Genomic DNA, 19,636 nt, shown 5'->3' with positions numbered 1-19,636 from the left:
AATCTTGATGTATCGTGTTGAACACAGGATTACATAAGGATACAGAGATGTCGCAACAAGTTGTTGGCTGGCTGCAAGAAATTAAAGACCTACAGCAACAAGTCAAGGCAGCCCAAGCGTCAGAGCAGGCTGCTCATGCGAGTGCTGATAATTGGCGCAGACGCTATGAGATTGAAGCAGAACAACGCCGTTCTGAAGTTCTTGCACTACAAGATGCGATCGCTCAATTGCACGCAGAACTCGATCGTGTCAAAACTGCTTCGTATGCCTCCGAAACTGAAGTAGAATCCGAAATTTTTGAGATGCAAACCGTTTCAGAGCTTCAGGCGAAGTTAATTGAAGTGTGGAGCGATCGCAATCAACTCGCCCAAGATCTGCAAGCTGAACAACTCAGCCACAGCGAAACGCGCAAAAGCTTAACGACTGCATTAGGAGATGCAGTTGAAATGCTCTCGAATTTGAAAGCAGGACAAGGTTAAGACGAATCCCCGCATTGAGTGCAGCCGAAACTCAATCTTCGCGACAGATTCGGCTTTGCACTCTACTGCTGCGGCTTCCGTTGTTCTGGATTGCCCTTCGGCGGCATCGGTTTGGGTGGAGCAACTTGTTGTGGTTGCGGCTGATTGATTTGCAACTGTGCCCGACCATTGCGGACAATTCTTAGCATCTCTGTCATCTGCGATTCCATGTCGCGCAGCACCTTATCAGCGTACTCATCCGCCCCATTCTGCACGTCTTCGCTTTCCTCGATCGCCATGCGACGCATCTCTTCTAGATCTTGCTGAGCTTGGCGACGCATCTGCTCAATTTGAGCGATCGTTTGCTGTTGGACGGCTTCACATTCTTGCTGTACCGAGAGGCGAATCTGCTGCGCTTCTTGCTCTGCCCGTTGAATAATGCCGGACTCATTCATCAGTTGAGCCGCTCGCCGTTCTGCTTCTTCGACAATTTCTTGAGCGTACTGTTCTGCCTGATCGAGAATCTCATCTCGATGACGGGCAATTTCGACCGCTTCATGAAATGCTTCGGGCAAGCTCAACCGGACGAGATCTAACTGATCGAGAAACTGCTCTTCATCAATCAGCGTGCGACGCGATAGCGGAATTCTGGGGCTGTCGAGAATCATCTCCTCCAGCCGATTCAACTCTCTTTGAATATCGAGACTTCCTACTCTTTGCACGTCTCTTGCACCATTGTTGCGGCGTTCGGGAGCGGTGAATCCGTCAGGGCTGATACTGGGTGATTCTTGGCGTAGCATCGGTAAATATCTTCGGCGACATGGGTAGGAACAAGATGGTCGATCGAACCACCAAATCTGGCGATTTCTCGAACAACACTACTGCTCAGAAAACTGTGCTCGTTCGAGGTGGCAAGAAATACCGTCTCGATTTGAGTCGATAATGTTTTATTGGTGTGTGCCATTTGTAACTCCATCTCAAAGTCGGAAACGGCTCGTAATCCTCGTAAGAGGGCAGATGCGCCTCGCAGTTGAGCGTAAGTTACAGTCAAGCCCTCAAAACTATCGGCTTCCACATTGGGAATGTGCTGGACTGCGATCCGGATCTGCTCTAAACGCTGTTGAACAGTAAAGAGCGGAGTTTTGTTAGGGTTTCGCAGAACGGCGACGATCACTCGATCGAACAACAGCGCACCTCGCTTAATTAAGTCGAGATGTCCGTATGTAATCGGGTCAAAACTGCCAGGATAGATCGCAATCACAGAAAAAATTCAGTGCCTGCACTGAGGGCAATAAAACAGAATCTCCTTACTTTACCCTGTCCGAAAAAGTTTGCACGTTTAAATTTGCAGAAATTTCTAATTTCGTTTCGATGTTTACGGATGGATGAGGAGCGTCGATCGAGAAATTCTTCTATTGTTGCGATAGACGTTTCACGGTTTCGCCTCCCAGCAGTTGATCAGCCTCACGCAGAACGTCGAGAATGCGATCGCGAAATGGACTGTCTTGTAAAACAGGGCGCAATGCTTCTAGATCAATTTCACTGACGCGCGCGCCCGGAAACCAATGGCTGGCTTGACCCAGCAGGTTGTAGCGCATCTTCGCATAATCGACTAAATCGTAAGCGATCGCTAAATTTCTCAACCAGATCACTGTATGAAGATTTAAGCGTCCAGGAGTTTCATCGACCGAGGGTAAGCCAACGTGCCACCGCTTAAACCAATCTTCTCCCAATCGCTCGATCGCGGCTTGCTCTAGACGGTGAATGATTGGAGGCAGAATTTCATCTGCGCGATCTATCCACGCCAATGTTTTCAAATGCTCATCGAAATCAGTCGGTTTCGCGGCTCCAATACTCAAGGTATGAACCTGAGAATGACTGAGGCAGAATAAATCATTAAACACAACTGGAGAAAGCGGCGCACAAAGTTCTCTTAGCCTAGCTGGAGGCTCGTGCAGATTGCCGCCTTTGTTTGTCGGACTGATGATAAAAACGCCCATATCGTGAGCGGCTGCGGCTGCGATCGCGCTCCAATTTAGTTGATTGATGTAGTACCAATGCAGATTGACGTAATCGAATTGATTGGTTGCGATCGCTTTGATAATAATTTCTGTGGAACCATGTGTCGAAAATCCGACATGGCGAACTTTGCCTTGTTCTTGCAGCGATCTCACTACGTCTAAACAGCGAAGCGCATCTTCAAATGTTTCCGTGTCATTAATGCCGTGCAGTCCGAGCAGGTCAACATAGTCGAGTTTTAAATAGCTCAGTGAAGTCTCAAACGTTTTTCTAAATTCGTTTGGGTCTGCCACAGGTGCAACTTTGGTTTGAGCAATCAGCTTCTCGCGGGGCAATTTTGGCAGAATGTTGCCCAATTGCATTTCAGAAGAACCATAGCCGCGAGCCGTTTCGATGTGATACATCCCTAATTCAAACGATCGTCGAATTGTCGCTTCTAAGTTTGCCTGCTGATCGTTGGGGACTTCATCCGGCGCAACATCTTGCCATTTGAACTGATATCGCATTCCTCCGCAGGAAAAAACGGGCATTTGCAGTTCGGTGCGTCCAAAACGTCGATATAGCATTCGTCGATCGCCTAAAAGTTCAGACCCTATGTTAACGGATACCGCTTGTGTAGAAAGGCTTCAGCTTGTGAACGATCGCTAATCTCTCCGTCAAGCGTTGCTGCTAGCAAGTCGTCTAACATTTGCTTAAACTGCTTTCCAGGTTTGTATCCCAAGGCTTTGAGATCTGTTCCATCAATTGGTGCTTTGACCAATGACCAGCGCGAGAAATACGTCCAGATCAATCGCCGGATGGTTCTTGAACTTCTGACGGCAACTAATATCAGTGTTTCTGAGCTAAACAGTTTGAGCAATTGCACCATCTGGCTGGTCTTTTCACAGTGCGGCAATTGCTCTAACTGGCGTTCAATTTCTGCTAAATTTGCCAGCCGCTCGATCGCATCTGCGGGAAGCTGTAAGGCTTGAGCAAAGTTTGCTCGATCGTCAATTTTCGCAATCAACACTTCGAGCAAAATTTGCCAATGCGGAATGGTCATGTCACATCGCTGTAACCAATCTGCAAGTCTCATTTGTCGCCACAGACCTGCATCTAGCTTGAGCGTCGGGTGAATACAAGTAAGAGCATCCAGATCAGCGAGCTTGCGAATGGCTGCCCTCCAGTACGGGGCTTGCAAAATGTATTTCAGTTCTGCTTTCAGTCGAGTTTGCAATGCTGGAACAATGCGATCGCGCTGTTCATACACACCACTGTCGATCGCATGTCGAATATAGCCCTCGGTCTGGGGTTCAAGGACAAATCCCAATCGCACAGCAAACCGAACGGCGCGATAGATTCGAGTTGGATCTTCAATGAAACTATTCGCATGTAGCACTCGGATTTGCCGCGATCGCAGATCCAACACTCCCCCAAAGAAATCGAGCAGCTCACTCGATCGCGGATTGGTCAATCTCAAAGCCAAAGCATTGACGGTAAAATCGCGGCGATATAAATCCTGCCGAATTGAACTAGCTTCAACTTCCGGATTCGCCGCTGGATAAGGATAAAACTCAGTTCGTGCCGTTGCAATATCAATCCATAGTGAATCGAGTTCTGCATCGTTATGCCAAAGGAGTGCCGCCGTTTGAAACTTGCCGTGGATTTCTAAGCGGGCTTGAGGATAGAGAGCTTGTAGCGATCGAGCGAGTTCGACTCCTGCTCCAACCGTTGCCGCTTGATGAAAGCCATCCACAACTAAATCAATATCACTGAGCGCGACGGGTTCAGACGGATCAGCCAGTAACAGATCTCGAACGGCTCCGCCCACTAGATAAAGATGCCATCCCCGTTCTGCGGCGGCTTGAGCCGCGATCGTCAAAAGCTTCTGAAACGGTTCTGCAAATCGCTCCAATCTCAAGAGATACCGGAGTGGAAACAAATCTTTCTCAGGTTCTTTTTTGCCCTGATGCAATTGCCGCAACACATCCGTGCGCGTGACAATGCCAACTAAGTTTCCCTGTTCTAAAACTGGAAGCCTGCCAATGTCATACGTCACCATCAACGCTTCGAGCTCTGGGAGTGAAGTCTCTGGTGTAATTGTCTTCAAATTTGAAGCCATATAGCCCTTCACTGGCGCATGGCTAAACCCATGATGCAGCGCGATGTCTAAATCTCGACGGGAAATCACGCCAACGAGTTGATCCTCTTGATTCACGATCGACAATCCCGAATGCCCATACCGCAACAAAATCCGCTGTGCATCCTCGATCGTCGTTTCAGGTCGGATCGTCCGCACAGGTGAAGACATCAATTCGCGCGCACTCAAAGGCTTGGGAATCTGCGCCTTGAATTGTTCAATTAAGCGATCGAGAAATGCCTCCGCATCGACATCTCGCACACTCAGCGAAGCGGCTTTTGCATGTCCCCCGCCTTGGGGTTGAAAGAGGTCATTCAGATTCGTCCCGTCAATATTAGATCTTCCAATTACGGTTAAGGCTTCTCCTGTCCCTCTGGAATAGCGATGCCCAAGTAAAAGCGCATCGCTTTCGGTCAACTCCATCAAGCTCGAAGCTAAGCTCGACAATCCAGGCACAAATTCCTCTGTTTCGAGCATTACCCAGGCGAGCGTATTCCCTTCAATCTCCTGAGTGTGTAAATGCTCCATGGCTGTGCTCAAAAGTGACTGCAACTGTGGAGATAACCCTGGATCGACATATTGCGCGATCGCTTTTAAGCTTGCACCTTGCTGCATCAACCAACCGAGCGCGAGCGCATCTCTCGCCGTCGCATGATCAAATGTCAACGACCCCGTATCGACATGAATTCCCAATGCCATAACGGTTGCTTCGATCGGTGTAATTGAAATTTCTTCCGCTTGCAACTGTTCGACCACGATTGTCGTGGTCGCGCCAACAGCATCAAAAAATGTTTGTTCAGCCACAATATCCCGATCGACTTCAACATGATGGTCATATAAAGTAATTTCCACCTGTGGCAAATCGAGCCATACAGCCGTACTGCCTAAGCGATCGCGCATTTGAGCATCCACGACCGTAATCGATCGAATCGATTCGGGTTTGACCGACCGCCGTTCAATCATCGGATACTCATCTCGATGCAGCGCCAAAAAATCTCGAACTGGAGGATGCGCTCCTCCCGACAAAACGATGCGAGACTGCGGACGTAACCGACTCACCCCAACAGCCGCGCCGAGGGTATCAAAATCCGCTGTTGTATGGCATAGAATCACGTCCATGTTTTCTGATAACGTACTAATCAGGACTTTTCGATCGCGTCTCGGTTATTTATAAAAAGAAATTGAGACACTCACAAACGCTGTTTTAGGGAGAGAAAAATGACATTCATTTTCCAACTCGCATTGTTGGCACTCGTTTTATTTTCGTTCATCATGGTCGTTGGCGTACCTGTCGCTTACGCTTCCCCCCAAAACTGGGACACCTCCAAGCGCTTACTCTATCTTGGCTCCGGAATCTGGTTTGCTTTGGTGATTGTGGTCGGGCTTTTAAACTATCTCGTGATCTAAATTCATGCGTATACTGGGGAGGAACTTGGGGTTCGTCCCCAGTTTTTTGAGTTTACTTGAAGATCTCTCAGTGTTAGTACGGAGAAGAAACTCTAAAATCTGTGGACTCAAATGTAAAATCTAAATAAATAGAGCGATCAGCACTATTCAAAGCCTAAGTTCCCAAGTTAAATTTAAGTGAATCCTCGGAGAAACTCTCTTTGGGGAAAACTGGTAGCTATTGAAGTGTTGATACTCAGATTCAAACGATGACAATTTTTGAAGGAACGTTCTCTCAGACCGAATCTCTGCGGTTTGCGATCGTGGTTGGGCGATTTAACGACCTCGTGACCACCCGCTTGTTAGAAGCTTGTCAAGATTGCCTGAAGCGCCACGGAATCAATGTTGATCCGCATGGCACACAGGTTGATTATGCCTGGGTTCCAGGTGCATTTGAACTCCCTCTAGTGGCACGCCAATTTGCGCTGTCAGGGCGATATGATGCCGTCATTTGTTTGGGGGCTGTGATCAAGGGACAAACTCCTCACTTTGATCATGTGTCTTCAGAAGTCTCGAAAGGGATTGCTGCGGCAGGTTTTCAGACTGGCGTACCTGTCATTTTTGGAGTCTTGACGACTGATACGATGCAGCAAGCTTTAGAGCGCGCTGGCATCAAGAGCAATTTAGGCTGGGAATATGGTATGAGCGCGCTGGAGATGGCAAGTCTTATGCGACAAGTCAAGGGCAGTGTGAACAATCAGCAGTTCAATCCTTCTCTCTCTTCGTCTCTCCCGCATACGCTGCCTGTGTCTCATTCCGACTCCACGGGCAACAATGTCCATTAAGTTTTAGGTTTGTGGTTGAATGTTTTCAAGACATCTCTTTCGGGGATGTCTTTTTTTTGCGATTCCTTTAACCAATCGATCGCGGGATTATGTTATAAAACTACAGTAATCTTATCAAGAAAGTGGGAATTCCCTTTCGAGGTCAATGCCGTGGGTATCGTAGTACAGGACGTTTCTAAGCGATTTGGCAGTTTCCAGGCCGTAGATCAGGTCAGTTTGGAAATCAAAAGTGGCTCGTTGGTGGCACTTCTAGGGCCATCAGGTTCAGGTAAATCGACGCTGCTGCGGCTGATCTCAGGATTGGAAAGTCCAGATTCAGGACGAATTTTTCTCACGGGCGAAGATGCGACCGATCGCAGTGTTCAGGATCGCAATATCGGCTTTGTGTTTCAGCACTATGCTTTATTTAAGCATCTCACCGTGCGGCGCAATATTGCATTCGGCATGGACATTCGCAAAATGAATGCTGAAAAGGTCAAACGCCGTGTGGACGAGCTTTTAGAACTAGTGCAGTTGACGGGATTGGGCGATCGCTATCCGTCTCAACTCTCCGGAGGACAGCGGCAGCGGGTCGCATTGGCGCGAGCATTAGCAGTAGAGCCGAAAGTTTTGTTATTAGATGAGCCATTTGGAGCTTTAGATGCGAAAGTGCGCAAAGATCTGCGGGCTTGGCTGCGGCGACTCCATGATGAGGTACATGTGACGACCGTGTTTGTGACGCACGACCAGGAAGAGGCGATGGAAGTCTCGGACGAAATCGTAGTGATGAATAAGGGCAAAGTCGAACAAATCGGTACGCCTGCCGATGTGTATGATCATCCGGCGAGCGCATTTGTGATGAGTTTTATTGGCCCAGTGAACGTGCTGCCCAGTTCGTCTAGAATTTTTCAAAATAATGGCTTTGATTCGGCGCATCCGGAGATGTTCTTGCGACCACATGATGTATTAGTCGAAACCTCTCCAAATGGTTCGACGGTTGCTGCGCGAGTGACGCGATTGATTCACTTAGGTTGGGAAATTCAGGCGGAACTGACGCTGGATGATGGACAAGTCGTGTCGGCACATCTGACCCGCGATCGCTTTGATGAGTTGAATCTTGTTCCTGATCAACGGGTGTATGTCAGACCCAAAGACGCAAAATCTTTCCCGCTCTATTATTCGATTTAATCAAGATTCGATTCAATCGATATTTAACTCCATCAATATCGATTGAATCAATCATTCAATGAGTAAAAGTCAATCAGCAAAAGTGGAGCTGACGGGAGTCGAACCCGTGTCCAAACTGGGTATTAGCTCTATCAATCATTCACAGGTTTAGCTTCTCTAATCCTCGAAGCGGGAACTGTCCTTTGTCCCGGACAATAGGATGCTTTGGTATTGTCTTAGCTAGAATGCCGACCAAAGGCGAAATTCTAGAGCAACCGTTGGGGTTGTGCTTACTATCTTTAACGGTGTCAGACGGTAAGCGCTCGAACCTGAATTAGAGGTGTTTTATGCTGCAACAGGTGCAGTTTTACGAGCGAAAGGTACGATGTTGTTTGCATCTATTTTTTTGAGCCTAGATTTACGAGAGTGGACTCCCTCTCGACCTGCATCTCGATGGAACGTTCGCCAACCTGTCGAAACCGTTACAGCCCCGTGATGTTTTCCTAGTATAGCGCGGTTTTTAGAGATGTGTTCTTGATGTGAGTCGTATTAAGACCCTTTAATTTGCTAAATAAGCGATCGCGACCAGTAAAATTGGGGGTTGTGATAACCGCAGTAGGTGCGCGTGCAGTGGATGAAATCTCAAAGTTGTTTGGTGAAGAAATTCCAGAGATTATCAAAGCTGAACTTCTGGCAAAGGCTAAAACTGTGCGGGAAGACTACATTGGAAGAGATTTCCCATCAGGCAATGTCGCCGTTGCAAAAGTCGTACTGTCCAATGGAGCTATACTTTTTCAAGAAGGAACCTCAAGAGCGAGAAGCCCCTCGCCTCTCCCTACTCCAAAATCTGCCGGGGGGATATTTGAACCGAGTATCGACTCGCATTCTCAACGACTAATGGAGACTGATGCAGAATATAAGATTCTGTCCGCACTTGCTCTAACTCTACTTGAAGAGTTAAAGCAAGTTCAAGTTGAAGGAAAACTTTACCTCTATACTGAAAGGAAACCTTGTGAGAGTTGCCAAAATATTTTGCGACAGTTTAGGGAACTCTTTCCAAGTGTAGGAATCAGCGTTGTCTGGGATCATCCTTATCCTTAGTTGGAGGAAAACTTATGGAACTTGGATTCGTAACCAGTAACCCGCGAAACTATCAATCTTCTGCAGCAAGGAAACTACCCACTTCTCTCCAACGGCTGTTATCTCAAGTGAATCAACAGCGTTATGAAGAACTTTACGAAGAGAATACAACTGGAACATCCCTAAAGGATGCACTCCAAGAAATTTTGGATGGTTTTCGTTCACTGGATCAATTGAGGTGTCATCCTCGCTGGATTTGGATGGCTGTGCTCCTAAGCTTGACTGCAAAACCTACGGTAGAAGCCTACTTACCCAATGACAACAGACCCAGGATTGCGATCGCCCTAATGCTGATGCAACTAGAGGATTGCCATGATGCAACGTTGATTCCAAAAGCAATCCAAGAGAAAATCATCTTACCGCTTCGTGAACAGATTGCAGACAGCAAAATTTCAAATGATTTAACTGGATCAGTTCACAAGCAGCTGTGTCCATCTAAACTGGTCGATGTCCTGTTTCCCAGGTTATCTGAAGGATGTCAAGCCTTAGACGAAAGTTTAGATGTTCTTAAAAATGGATTGAAGGCGCTGAATCAAAGTGATGCACAACTTGCGTTACTCAGCATTTTAGAAGATTGTTTCGAGGGATATGCAATCTTTCCTGGCACTTCTGAACGGCATAAGCTACTGACTTGGTGGCTTTATGAGATTGTCCCTGCGGTTTGGGACTTTCACCTTCCTCAATCTTTCATGACGATTAGAGGTGTTCAGACCGTTGAGACAATCTTAGAAAGCTTCATTTGGGAACCCTCAGATACACTGCTCCTGCTCGATCTGCTGCACTAAGAAAATTAGGCTCAAGAACATCCTATTGTCCGACTTCCCGCCAATTGACAGCCTGTCTTCATCAGTGAGTTGAGATCAAGGTTCCAAATCTTCAAGCCATACTGGTTGCCGACACTGGACAAGGATTGGTCATTGGCGGTGAATGTCAGTTGCTCGATCGGATCTTTAGCGCCGAGGAGGGTTTTGAGGAAAGTTCCATTCTGCATATTCCAGAGACGAATCGTACGATCGCGTCCGCCGGATGCCAAAATTTGTCCACTAGCATTAAAGCTTAAACTGGTGACTTCCTCTTCATGCCCGGTCAGCGTTTGCGTGGGAATGGCTTCGCGTTCGGTCGTTGCTGAGCCAACATTCCAAAGTCGAATTGTTTTATCAACTCCAGCGGATGCGATCGTTTTGCCGTCCGGTGTGAAAGCCAAATCGTTGATGCCTTGCCCGACTGCTGTGCGGTCGTGACTGCCGAGGAGAACCGGATTTTGACTATCGGGATACCAGAGATGGATGGTGTTCGTTGTGGTTCCAGCCGCGAGGATGCGACCATCAGGACTGAATCGAATCACACTCGCGACTGCATTATGTCCTTTAAAGGTGTCGAGGATGCGACCATTTGAGATGCCCCAGAGTTTGATCGTCTGATCGGCACTGCCCGATGCGAGAACTTCACCGTCGGAGCGGAAGCTGAGGGCTGTGACAGCTTGAGTATGGGCAGCTAAAGTTTGAATCAGAATGCCTTTTTCGACATCCCAAATTTTGATCGTCTTATCTGCACTTGATGAAGCAAGGCGTTTTCCATCTGGACTGAAGATGAGTTTGGCGATCGCAGCTTTGTGTCCACTCAATTCTGTTTCACGTTGTTGAAGTTGAGCGTCGTTTTGTCGCCAAATCTGAATCGTGTTCTTGCGCGTTGAAACGGCAAAAGTTTTTTGATCAGGACTGAGAGTGGCATTGGAAAATCCAGCACCGATTGGTGTTGAGCTACCTTCAGCCATCGAGACAGCTTGTTGAAGCGTGGCGATCGCGCTCAATTTCAAACTCTCTGGCACAAAATTCCAGGGACGATCGACGCTTTGCAACATTTGCCCCGCTTTGAGGGCGGTTGCTAAGGCTTGGCTGTCTTGATTCGACTGCATTTGCGTTGTTGCAGTGCTGGAGAGGGTTTGAACCTGATGAATCCGATCGTTGCGGTACATATAGGCTCCAATGCCTGCCATGCTAAGCGTAACGACTCCTAGCGTTTTGAGTGCCGTTGTTGCCAGTTGGCGAGTTTCAGGGGCTTGTGTACGCTCAGCCGCTTTGCTCCAGGCAGTATTCGCAGTTTGATGGAGGTTGCGGGTGGAGCGATCGAGATTTTGAACCGCATCAGTGGCGATGTGATTCGCTTCAGCCACACTTTGACGATAAAGAGTTTGACCAGAATTTGCGGCTTGGCGGGTCGCCTGGCTCAGCGAACCGATCTTTTTCGAGAGTGAGTTGCGAAGGAGGGACACTTGCTGTTTCGCCTGCGTTTGTTGGGATGTTGCAAAGTTCCCGACCGATTGGGTGGCTCCGCGAACTGTTCCATTAAACGCGATCGCTGCCGAATTCCAGCGTTTTTTTATCACGCGCTGGAAGCGCTGAACCTGCCGTTGAGTGTCAGGGCGTGTTCGAGGGGGTTTAACAGGCGCGATCGAGTCTGCAACTTCAGGCAAAGCGTGTTGAGATTCAACTGAGTGAGAGCCGAGTGCGATCGATTCTGCGAGGTCGGAAGCGGCGGCTTCGTGTTCTGGTTCGATCTCGTTTGGTGGACTTGGTTCTTGCGTCAGTGGAGCCGACTCTACCCATTCGAGGGAAACTTCCGAAACGGCAGGGGCGATTGCGATTGGCTCGACCACTTCTAACCGTGGTTCTTCGATAGGACTCGGTGCGAAGGAAATCGGAGAATCTGCAACGGGTTGTTGAATCGAGCTAAGGTCTGAGCTAGGTTCCGGTGCAGCGGAAACGTTGGCTTCTGGTTGTGTTTCCTGAAGTGAAATTGGTTCTGGGATTTCTGGTCGCGCCAGCTCGATCTCATCAATTGCTGGCTCAATGGGTGGAGTCGGTTCGACCGGAATCTCTTCGACTTCTGGAGCTTCAATTAATGGGGTTGGCAGGTTTGCGTCGAGAACAGAAGGCTCAACGAATTCGGAAACAGGCTCTTGCGCTTTTGGCAGGACAGGCTCGATCGAGATTACTTCTGGGATCGGTTCAGGAGCAGGTTGTTCAGGAACAATCTTTTGGAAGGGTGGAATCGTTGACTCGATCGTGGTTGGTTTCTCGATCGGGGGTGGAATGAGGTTTTGCGCATCAAGCGTTGGCTTGCGTCTCGAGGCAGATCGAGCAAGCGGTGGTTCAATATCAGGTGCTTTGATCTCTGGGAATAGATACTCTAATGGATCTTTGGGGCGAATGCCGATTGGGAGTTGCAGTTGGGTATTACCGAATCGAGCAGGTTTTTGCACGATGGCTTTGGAAGAACGATTTTCTCCATCTCGGTGCAGCCATTCCAACTGCTGATTGGTGCGATCGATGTATTGAATCATGCGATCGTGAACGTAATTTCCCAAAACAGAAGCCGTGACGATGCCTTGAGGATTTGCGGCTCCTCCGCGCAATCCTTCAATCAAGAAATGGCTAAAAATGCTGTGACCCAATTCGGGAAATTTCCAGGACTGTTGCTTGTGATCGCAAGACAGTAACGCTTGAAATCCGGGATTCTGAGATGCGCGTTGCCGAAACATCTCGCTCAATTGCCAGGTTGGATTATCTAAAATTTCAGGTGTATCAGTTTGCAGCGTCATTCCATTTGCATGACATGCATCGATCCAGAGGATTTGCTGTTTTGCCGCGCAGTTTCCAAGTGATCCCAAGAGACTAATCGCGCTTAATCCCGTTTGCAGCATGGCATCTTTCTGCGTGTCAGCTAAGCAGAATACGACTTGCTGCATTCGCGAGTCGAGTGCCCCATGTCCAGCAAAATAGAACAGAACCGTATCGTCTGGCTTGGCATGTTCCACAATGTCTTGCAGGCTCGATCGCACTTCGCTCAGGGTCGGGGGTAGCGCGTTATCGTGATGCAGTTTCAGGCTGGTATCAGGAAATTCCTGAATGACTTCTGTGAAGGCATCTGCCAGCCGCTGAGTATCGACTGTGGAGTATTGCAGGATCGGAAATCGCTGATCGTGGTACTGGCTAACTCCCACAAGGAGAATCCAGAGTTTCGCTTGACCAGTTTTGAGCGCGAGTTGGGCGTGACTCATGGCAAAGGAATTATTGACGCTAATTCAGAATTCGCAACAAGAAACGACGCACCCGGTAAGTTCTGCTACTTGAAATAGTCCGAATTATGTCCGATTGTGGCGTATCAGCTTCGGGTGAGTCAAATTCTAGGTTAAGAACTTCCGACGGAAAAAAGCGGCAAAAGTTCGGATCAGGCGAAAAAATTTATGGAATTGGAGGTTGCGTGAAGTGATCGTAAATTTACGGAGAGGTGGGGAGTAGGGAGAAAAAACATGCCCCACTCCCTACTCCCTACTTCGTCGGTGTAATCCGCCCCTCTTTCACCAGTGCTTGATAGATCAGCGCTGCCGCATCTGCTCGCGTTGCAGTGCGAGTTGGAGTGAGTTCTTGAGGACTGGGATATCCTGTGATGAGTCCTGAGTCGATCGCGGCTGCAACTTTCTCTTGTGACCATTTTGGCAACTGGGCTGCATCTTTAAAGTTTGTCAACGTTTGCGCTACAGGCGTTTGAGGTTGAAGTTTTAACCCTGCGGCAAGTGCGACTTGAAGCTGATATAACGGGATTTGCTGATCGGGACGGAAATCGCCTTCCGAATATCCACTCATAAATCCAGTCTGAATCGCATCATCGATCGCGGATTTTGCCCAATAATTTGCAGGCACATCTTGAAATTCAACGCTTTGCCGCTGTTTCGGTTTCCCAAATGCTTTGCCTAATAAGGAAGCAAATTGTGCGCGGGTGAGCGATTCATTTGGCTTAAAGACTCCACCGTCAAATCCGCTAATAATTCCACGACGTGACAATTCCCCAATATAAGCTCCTGCCCAAAAATCGCTGGGCACATCTGAAAATCCAGTGACTGGCTTCGCAACTCCTGGCGATGCAGGAGTATTCGGCGACGGAACCAGATTCGGCAACGCAGGATTGGGAGCCGGAACAGTTGCGATCGGCGTTTGAATACTGGGAACCATCGTTTGCACATTAGGCTGTGGTGCATCTGTCGCCTCAATTTGCGGAACAGCTAATGTCGCTTGCGGTAGAGGTGATGCGGGTGCTGTTCCGACGATCGCATTCGGTGCAGCCGTTCCACTCGGTAAAGGCGGAGAAGAAGCCGTAGGTTTTGGTGAACCTATCAGGGAGCCGAGATCAAAGCCAGAGTCTTGCTGACCCAGTGCCCAGAAGAAGATGCCCCCAATGCTAAGGAACGCCACAAACATCGCGATGAGTTCATCGGACGTGAGACGATGACGAGGATCTGGAGAAGAAGTCATTTCAGTAGGAATATTACTTTACGGAGCTTTATTCACACCCAAATCCTAAAGCAATTTTCCAACCAGCGATAGAGGGAAACGCAAAGATTGGTGAACCTTAGTTAGGATGGGCTTAAGTCGTGAGAGATTTTGCAATATTTCTGGGTCGGTCAACATCTATCCTGCGTAGGGTTGCTAAGTGGTAAGCCAACAGTTGCAAAGCCACAACTGCAAGGAATGGACTGAACAATTCGGGGACTGATTTTGCGGTTATCTCGATCACATGATTTCCATGAGCACGAATCCGATCGATTGTTTTTTGTATACGAGAATCATCTTCTGTCACGATCGCTAATGTCGGAATTTCTGCATCGAGCAATGCGATCGGACCATGAAGAAATTCCCCCGCAGCATACCCTTCTGCATGTGTGTAAGTTGCTTCTTTGAGTTTCAATGCGCCTTCTAATGCAATCGCAGTATTAATTCCCGAGCCTAAAATGATCAGATCACGCGTTTCTTTTAGAGTTTGAGCAAGTTCAACGATTGTATTCTCATTGAGCAATTTCTCCATTTGTTGTGGGATTTGCTTGAGTGATTCAAGATGTGATGCAAATTCTCGATCGCTGAGTTTTTGATTCTCATGTGCAATTTGAAATGCTAACTTGTAAAAAAGTACAATCTGTGATGTAAATGTTTTAGTTGCAGCAACGCTTTTCTCTTCACCTGCATTTGTATAAATTGTGTGATCAGCAAATCGAGTAATTGTGCTGTCAATTCCATTGGTAATGGCAACTCGCTTCGATTGAACTTGTTGAAGTGCAGCAATTGTATCGGCTGTTTCACCAGATTGTGTAATCGCGATCGTAATTGTATTTGGAGTTTCCAGCAGTGGGGCTGAAAGAGATTCAGACGACGATCGCACTTGAGTAGGAATTTGAGCAATCTGCTCAAATAGAAATTGCCCAATCAAACCTGCGTTCAGGCTAGTTCCACATGCCAGAATGTTGATGCGATCGGGAATTCCAATTGAAATTGTCCGATCGAGTTGATGACGAATCACGTCTGGCTGTTGGTGAATCTCTTTGAGCATGAAATGAGGAACATTCATCGTTCAACCCACTTTAGAAACTGCATACGGATCTTTTCCATACCCCAAGGCGAATCGAAATGAATCAGCAACGCTCTTACTCGATAACGTCATAAACACAATCAAGCCAGCAAACGCCACACAAGCCGCAACGAGATACAAACTGCGATAGCCGACAATATTAGAAACGAGACCCAGAATCGGACCTGCCAACGCAATTCCTAAATCGAAACCCCCGACAAATAATCCAAAAATTCGTCCCCGCTCAAAAGGCTGACAGCGATCGGCAACTAATGCAATCATAATCGGCAAAAATGTGCCGCCTCCAAATCCTTCGAGCGCTCCGGCTAAGAGAAATTGATTGGCATCGGTTGCTTGCCACAGAACCAGCATTGAGATGGCATAGCCCAACAGACCAGCCGTAATAAATCGACCTCGCCCATAGCGATCGCTGGCTTTGCCTGCCACAAACCGTGTCAAAAAGCTTGTGATTGCTGCTGCTGTGTAGAACAGTCCTGGATTCAGTCCAACTCCTGAATCTTTGATATAAAGCGGTACGAATGTTGCGATCGCACCAAATGCGATGCCGACGAGCAGCATGGTAATCGTTGGAACTCGAATGCGATCGCTGATCAACAACTGCCAGAACTGATCTTTTTCTTTTTGGTCTTGAGGAGCATACATGACAGGCGGAGCTTTCACAAACATCGCACAAGTCATACTAATCAAGCCAAGAATTGAACTCATCACAAACACAGGTGCATAAGTCGTCAACTCTTGCAGATATCCGCCAAGCGCTGGTCCTAATGCCATTCCAATCGGATTGACCAAGCTCATGTAACCGATCAACTCCCCGCGATTTTCTGGCGGTGCAAGATCAACGACCAGTGAACTATAAGCGGTTGTGAAAGCTGCAATACTCAGTCCATGAAATGCTCGAATCAGCATCAGTACTGGAATCGATTGGGTCAGTAAATGACAGACTGGAGCAAGGGTTGCGGCTGAAATTCCAATCAGTAGCACAATCTTTCGTCCCTGCTGATCGGCTGTCTGACCAGCTTGAGGACGAAAGAGTAATAACCCGATCGCAAATGCTCCCATCACCATACCAAGTTGATCATCGGGCGCGCCGATCGATTTGACATAGAGGGGCAAGGTGGGAAGCAGGCTTGCTAGACTTGCCCAAAATAGCAATCCTGCCGTAAATAGCACCCCTAAATTCCGCTGCGTCCGAGGGGTCAACTTGGCAAACGTACTCAAAATCCTGTCCTGTGCGATGAAGAGATCCTAGGATAGCAAACTGTTTAGCCTCCTGCGAGCAGTGCAGGCATCAACACACCCTCGATCGCATGAATCACGCCATTTTCTGCCAAGATATCGGCTTGTGCGATCGCCAGATCATTCACTTTGATGCCGCCTTGATGATCGACTGCAATCACTGAGCCTTCTAAAGTAGGTGCTTCTTCAATCTCAGTCAAATCCTCAAACCTCACATCTCCTGGCAAAACGTGATAGCTCAAGACTCTCCGTAGTTTGGGCAAGTCTTGTAGCAATTCATCTAGCATTCCCACTGGTAATTTTTCAAAGGCTGCATCGGTGGGAGCGAGCAGTGTAAAAGACCCATCGAGATTTTCTAATTCGGGTGCGATTCCGGCTTTGTCGATCGCGCTCAACAACGTCTTAAATGATCCGACTTCAGCCGCTGTTTGCAAAAGATTCGTCATTGTTTTCGTGTCCTGTACTATTGCTCTTTCTCTAAGGAAAGAACATTGCCCGCCTAACTCGCATCGAACGTAAGAGAGAACTCATTTCTTACAAGCGTCTATAAACGATCGAAAGAATCTCTGATGCGCTGGATCTTGCATGGACAATTCTGGATGCCATTGCAACGCGATCGCCCAAGGATGCTCTGAATGCTCTAACGCCTCGATTAATCCATCGTTGGAGCGAGCCGCCAACTTCCACACATCCGAATGAAACTCAACTGCCTGATGATGCCAAGACACAATATTCATCTGAGTCTTGCCTAATAGCTCCGACAATCGGCTCTCAGCTAGTACTTCAATCTCATGGGGAATCGGACGACGCGGATTATCTAACCGATGATCAATGCTATCTCCAAAGACTTCGGGCACATGCGGAATCAATCCGCCTCCCGTTGCCACAGTCAAAACCTGCATTCCCCGGCAAATCCCTAAGACTGGAATTTCCCGCATCAATGCTAACTTTGCTAGCGTAATCTCAAACGTATCGCGATCGTCATCTATCCCGTAAATCTCAGGATGATCTTCGCCATTGTAATGAATCGGATGAATATCCCCGCCTCCGGAGAGAATCAACCCATCGATCGCATCGAGCAACGATTCAAGATGACTTTGAGTGGGAGGAAGCAAAATTGGATTGCCGCCAACCGATTGCACTGCATCTACATAAGTTCCAGGTAGCACAACTTCATTGGTCGCATTGCGGCTGTGGGTCGTAATTCCGATTAAGGGCGCACGAGTCATAGTCTGAGTGAGAGAACAATGACAATAGCTTAACCAGTTCTGCTCGATTGGATCGAGTACATTCGCTACTAACTAGATGCACTGGTGTAGAATCTCAGCGCAAATCGCCAAAAACTGTGTGCAACAAATAAAAGTGCGATCGCTAAACCTCCCGCTCCAAGCATCCATTCAAACTCGACTCGTCCTAACATGGCTTCGGCTGGAATGGTCGTGAGAAAAGCAACGGGAACAATAAACGTGAAAAAGAATTGATACGCGATCGGATAAGCTGCCATTGGATACCGTCCCGCTTCAATCAATCCCCGCAACACTTCTGTCACATTGTAGATTTTGACAAACCAAATGCTTGTCGCCCCCAATATGAACCACAAGCTATAGAGAATTGCTAATCCGAAAACTAATGGAATCAGACTGAGCAGATACGCATTCACACCAATCCCTAATCGAGTGCCCGCATAAAAAATGACGATCGCGCCAAAAATAATATCGGGAATTCCCCAAGGTGAGATGGTATGCCCAGACAACCAAAACTGAGAACTAATCGGTTTTAGCAACACAAAATCCAAGGTTCCTTCCTGCACATGCCGCACAATTCGGTTCAGATTGGGTGCGAGAAAGGTACTGGAAAAGCCTTCTAGTAATGTGAATACTCCCACAACGATCAATGCTTCTTCCCATCTCCATCCAGCGAAGGTGTAGCCTGTTCGATAAAAGAGAAATAATCCAAACAAACTTCCGACTAATCCGCCTAAGCTTGTCAGTGCTGCGATTAGGAAGTTAATGCGATACTCTAGTTCAGCAGCGATCGCAGTACTCCAGAACAATCGCAGCACTTGAAAATACCGTCTCATGCTCCCATCCCCGAATATTGTTTCAAGCCTTGCCGCCACAACCAACGATTGAGCGCGAGAAATCCGACAATCCAACCTGCCATCACTAAAAATCCTTGCGCTGGATTCGTTGGTAATCCAACCAGCAAGCTCGCTGGAAAATTGACTAAATAAGGGAACGGCGTAAACAAAGCGAGTGTTTTCACGACAGGCGGAAAGACTTCAAGCGGTGCAATCACCCCAGACAAAAATAGATACAGCAAAAACCAGAATTCTTGCAATGAACTTGCCCGCTCTGTCCAAAACGCACAGAGTGCCAAAGTGTACTGAATCAGAAAGTTTAGCGAGAAAGCTAATACGATCGACACCACAAACAGTAACACTGTTCCAACGCTCGGAACCCAGATTGCAGTTGGGTAAAGGAGAAAGAATAAGACAATTAGTAGTATCGCAAATGGAATCCGGGCAAACCGTTCTGAAACATGCGAAAACACATGATGCCAAGCCGGATCAAGCGGTTGTAACAATCTGAGTGAGAGCTTGCCTTCGACAACTTCCCGTTCAAACTCCCAAATCACCCACACAACCGTCAATTGACGCACTAAAAACACGGATAAAAAGTAGCGTGCAAAATCGGTAGGAGAAAGTCCAAAATTGCTTTGCTGAGCAGCTTGTATCCACACTCCCATCAAAATAATGGGCAATGATCCTGAAAGCACCCACAGAATTAACTCTGCTCGATATTCCACCATATAGGCGTAATACACCAGCAGCAAGGTTTTGAACACACGAAAGAACCGTTTCATTG

At 47.7% G+C, this 19,636-nt stretch carries 18 protein-coding genes and 1 other RNA gene; 6 read left to right on the top strand and 13 right to left on the bottom strand.

The annotated features are described in order from the left end of the window. Positions 1-47: 47 nt before the first annotated feature. The gene (locus J0L70_RS21140) at positions 48-479 is read left to right on the top strand and encodes a hypothetical protein (RefSeq protein ID WP_287455768.1); all 432 of its coding nucleotides are present in this window, start codon (positions 48-50) and stop codon (positions 477-479) included. A 62-nt stretch (positions 480-541) separates the two neighbouring features. Here J0L70_RS21140 and J0L70_RS21135 read toward each other — a convergent pair whose 3' ends face one another. The 4 genes from J0L70_RS21135 to J0L70_RS21120 form a co-directional block, all read right to left on the bottom strand. Beyond that, the gene (locus tag J0L70_RS21135; protein ID WP_268179885.1) at positions 542-1,258 is read right to left on the bottom strand and encodes a F0F1 ATP synthase subunit B; all 717 of its coding nucleotides are present in this window, start codon (positions 1,256-1,258) and stop codon (positions 542-544) included. Beyond that, positions 1,168-1,719, bottom strand: coding sequence for a pantetheine-phosphate adenylyltransferase (gene coaD / locus J0L70_RS21130; RefSeq protein ID WP_190648490.1), 552 nt, complete (start codon positions 1,717-1,719; stop codon positions 1,168-1,170). The genes J0L70_RS21135 and coaD overlap by 91 nt, the downstream gene beginning before the upstream one ends. Positions 1,720-1,870: 151 nt before the next feature. Continuing rightward, entirely contained in the window at positions 1,871-3,043 is a 1,173-nt protein-coding gene (locus J0L70_RS21125) for an aldo/keto reductase (protein ID WP_287455767.1), read from the bottom strand. A gap of 26 nt (positions 3,044-3,069) precedes the next feature. Beyond that, on the bottom strand, positions 3,070-5,715 hold the full coding sequence (locus J0L70_RS21120) for a CBS domain-containing protein (protein ID WP_287455766.1): 2,646 nt from the start codon (positions 5,713-5,715) through the stop codon (positions 3,070-3,072). Between the two features lie 99 nt (positions 5,716-5,814). Here J0L70_RS21120 and psbZ point away from each other — a divergent pair, with 99 nt between their 5' ends. The 3 genes from psbZ (at position 5,815) to J0L70_RS21105 (ending at position 7,994) form a co-directional block, all read left to right on the top strand. Beyond that, on the top strand, positions 5,815-6,003 hold the full coding sequence (gene psbZ, locus J0L70_RS21115) for a photosystem II reaction center protein PsbZ (RefSeq protein ID WP_017290892.1): 189 nt from the start codon (positions 5,815-5,817) through the stop codon (positions 6,001-6,003). Between the two features lie 248 nt (positions 6,004-6,251). Continuing rightward, positions 6,252-6,827 (top strand): 6,7-dimethyl-8-ribityllumazine synthase, encoded by a 576-nt coding sequence (ribH, locus tag J0L70_RS21110; protein ID WP_017290891.1) that lies wholly within the window; start codon positions 6,252-6,254, stop codon positions 6,825-6,827. A gap of 150 nt (positions 6,828-6,977) precedes the next feature. After that, positions 6,978-7,994 carry a sulfate/molybdate ABC transporter ATP-binding protein gene (locus J0L70_RS21105; RefSeq protein ID WP_017290890.1) on the top strand — a complete coding sequence of 339 codons (1,017 nt, stop codon included), beginning with the start codon at positions 6,978-6,980 and terminating at the stop codon, positions 7,992-7,994. Between the two features lie 80 nt (positions 7,995-8,074). Here the strand turns inward: J0L70_RS21105 and ssrA are convergent. Beyond that, positions 8,075-8,465: a transfer-messenger RNA gene (ssrA, locus tag J0L70_RS21100) on the bottom strand. A gap of 138 nt (positions 8,466-8,603) precedes the next feature. Here ssrA and J0L70_RS21095 point away from each other — a divergent pair. Continuing rightward, positions 8,604-9,074 carry a deaminase domain-containing protein gene (locus J0L70_RS21095; protein WP_287455765.1) on the top strand — a complete coding sequence of 157 codons (471 nt, stop codon included), beginning with the start codon at positions 8,604-8,606 and terminating at the stop codon, positions 9,072-9,074. A gap of 14 nt (positions 9,075-9,088) precedes the next feature. Beyond that, positions 9,089-9,898, top strand: coding sequence for a hypothetical protein (locus J0L70_RS21090; protein ID WP_287455764.1), 810 nt, complete (start codon positions 9,089-9,091; stop codon positions 9,896-9,898). Positions 9,899-9,909: 11 nt separating this feature from the next. Here the strand turns inward: J0L70_RS21090 and J0L70_RS21085 are convergent, their stop codons facing one another. The 8 genes from J0L70_RS21085 to J0L70_RS21050 all read right to left on the bottom strand — a co-directional run bounded on the left by J0L70_RS21085 (position 9,910) and on the right by J0L70_RS21050 (position 19,634). Next, positions 9,910-13,173, bottom strand: a complete 3,264-nt coding sequence (locus J0L70_RS21085; protein ID WP_287455763.1) for a WD40 domain-containing protein — start codon at positions 13,171-13,173, stop codon at positions 9,910-9,912. A 271-nt stretch (positions 13,174-13,444) separates the two neighbouring features. Continuing rightward, positions 13,445-14,425 (bottom strand): S-layer homology domain-containing protein, encoded by a 981-nt coding sequence (locus tag J0L70_RS21080; RefSeq protein WP_268179897.1) that lies wholly within the window; start codon positions 14,423-14,425, stop codon positions 13,445-13,447. 112 nt (positions 14,426-14,537) lie between these two features. Continuing rightward, on the bottom strand, positions 14,538-15,512 hold the full coding sequence (locus J0L70_RS21075) for an SIS domain-containing protein (RefSeq protein WP_287455762.1): 975 nt from the start codon (positions 15,510-15,512) through the stop codon (positions 14,538-14,540). Positions 15,513-15,515: 3 nt separating this feature from the next. After that, positions 15,516-16,751, bottom strand: a complete 1,236-nt coding sequence (locus J0L70_RS21070) for an MFS transporter (RefSeq protein ID WP_268179901.1) — start codon at positions 16,749-16,751, stop codon at positions 15,516-15,518. 44 nt (positions 16,752-16,795) lie between these two features. Further along, positions 16,796-17,215 (bottom strand): fasciclin domain-containing protein, encoded by a 420-nt coding sequence (locus tag J0L70_RS21065; RefSeq protein WP_017290881.1) that lies wholly within the window; start codon positions 17,213-17,215, stop codon positions 16,796-16,798. 81 nt (positions 17,216-17,296) lie between these two features. Next, entirely contained in the window at positions 17,297-17,998 is a 702-nt protein-coding gene (locus tag J0L70_RS21060) for a gamma-glutamyl-gamma-aminobutyrate hydrolase family protein (protein WP_017290880.1), read from the bottom strand. Positions 17,999-18,066: 68 nt separating this feature from the next. Continuing rightward, entirely contained in the window at positions 18,067-18,849 is a 783-nt protein-coding gene (locus J0L70_RS21055) for an ABC transporter permease (protein WP_190648465.1), read from the bottom strand. Further along, positions 18,846-19,634 carry an ABC transporter permease gene (locus J0L70_RS21050; protein WP_287455761.1) on the bottom strand — a complete coding sequence of 263 codons (789 nt, stop codon included), beginning with the start codon at positions 19,632-19,634 and terminating at the stop codon, positions 18,846-18,848. The genes J0L70_RS21055 and J0L70_RS21050 overlap by 4 nt, the downstream gene beginning before the upstream one ends. Positions 19,635-19,636: the final 2 nt, after the last annotated feature.

Origin of the sequence: Leptolyngbya sp. UWPOB_LEPTO1, from assembly GCF_017302695.1 — a bacterium.
In the GTDB taxonomy this organism is placed as follows: domain Bacteria; phylum Cyanobacteriota; class Cyanobacteriia; order Leptolyngbyales; family Leptolyngbyaceae; genus Leptolyngbya; species Leptolyngbya boryana.
Note: the sequence above shows the minus strand (reverse complement) of the source record. Positions and strands in the feature narration are given on the sequence as shown.

Bases quoted from the DNA above. Each gene is read 5' to 3' on its own strand.
- J0L70_RS21140 (WP_287455768.1), top strand. From the start codon at position 48: ATGTCGCAACAAGTTGTTGGCTGGCTGCAAGAAATTAAAGACCTACAG.
- J0L70_RS21135 (WP_268179885.1), bottom strand. From the start codon at position 1,258: ATGCTACGCCAAGAATCACCCAGTATCAGCCCTGACGGATTCACCGCT.
- J0L70_RS21125 (WP_287455767.1), bottom strand. From the start codon at position 3,043: ATGCTATATCGACGTTTTGGACGCACCGAACTGCAAATGCCCGTTTTT.
- J0L70_RS21120 (WP_287455766.1), bottom strand. From the start codon at position 5,715: ATGGACGTGATTCTATGCCATACAACAGCGGATTTTGATACCCTCGGC.
- psbZ (WP_017290892.1), top strand. From the start codon at position 5,815: ATGACATTCATTTTCCAACTCGCATTGTTGGCACTCGTTTTATTTTCG.
- ribH (WP_017290891.1), top strand. From the start codon at position 6,252: ATGACAATTTTTGAAGGAACGTTCTCTCAGACCGAATCTCTGCGGTTT.
- J0L70_RS21090 (WP_287455764.1), top strand. From the start codon at position 9,089: ATGGAACTTGGATTCGTAACCAGTAACCCGCGAAACTATCAATCTTCT.
- J0L70_RS21085 (WP_287455763.1), bottom strand. From the start codon at position 13,173: ATGAGTCACGCCCAACTCGCGCTCAAAACTGGTCAAGCGAAACTCTGG.
- J0L70_RS21080 (WP_268179897.1), bottom strand. From the start codon at position 14,425: ATGACTTCTTCTCCAGATCCTCGTCATCGTCTCACGTCCGATGAACTC.
- J0L70_RS21075 (WP_287455762.1), bottom strand. From the start codon at position 15,512: ATGAATGTTCCTCATTTCATGCTCAAAGAGATTCACCAACAGCCAGAC.
- J0L70_RS21065 (WP_017290881.1), bottom strand. From the start codon at position 17,215: ATGACGAATCTTTTGCAAACAGCGGCTGAAGTCGGATCATTTAAGACG.
- J0L70_RS21060 (WP_017290880.1), bottom strand. From the start codon at position 17,998: ATGACTCGTGCGCCCTTAATCGGAATTACGACCCACAGCCGCAATGCG.
- J0L70_RS21055 (WP_190648465.1), bottom strand. From the start codon at position 18,849: ATGAGACGGTATTTTCAAGTGCTGCGATTGTTCTGGAGTACTGCGATC.
- J0L70_RS21050 (WP_287455761.1), bottom strand. From the start codon at position 19,634: ATGAAACGGTTCTTTCGTGTGTTCAAAACCTTGCTGCTGGTGTATTAC.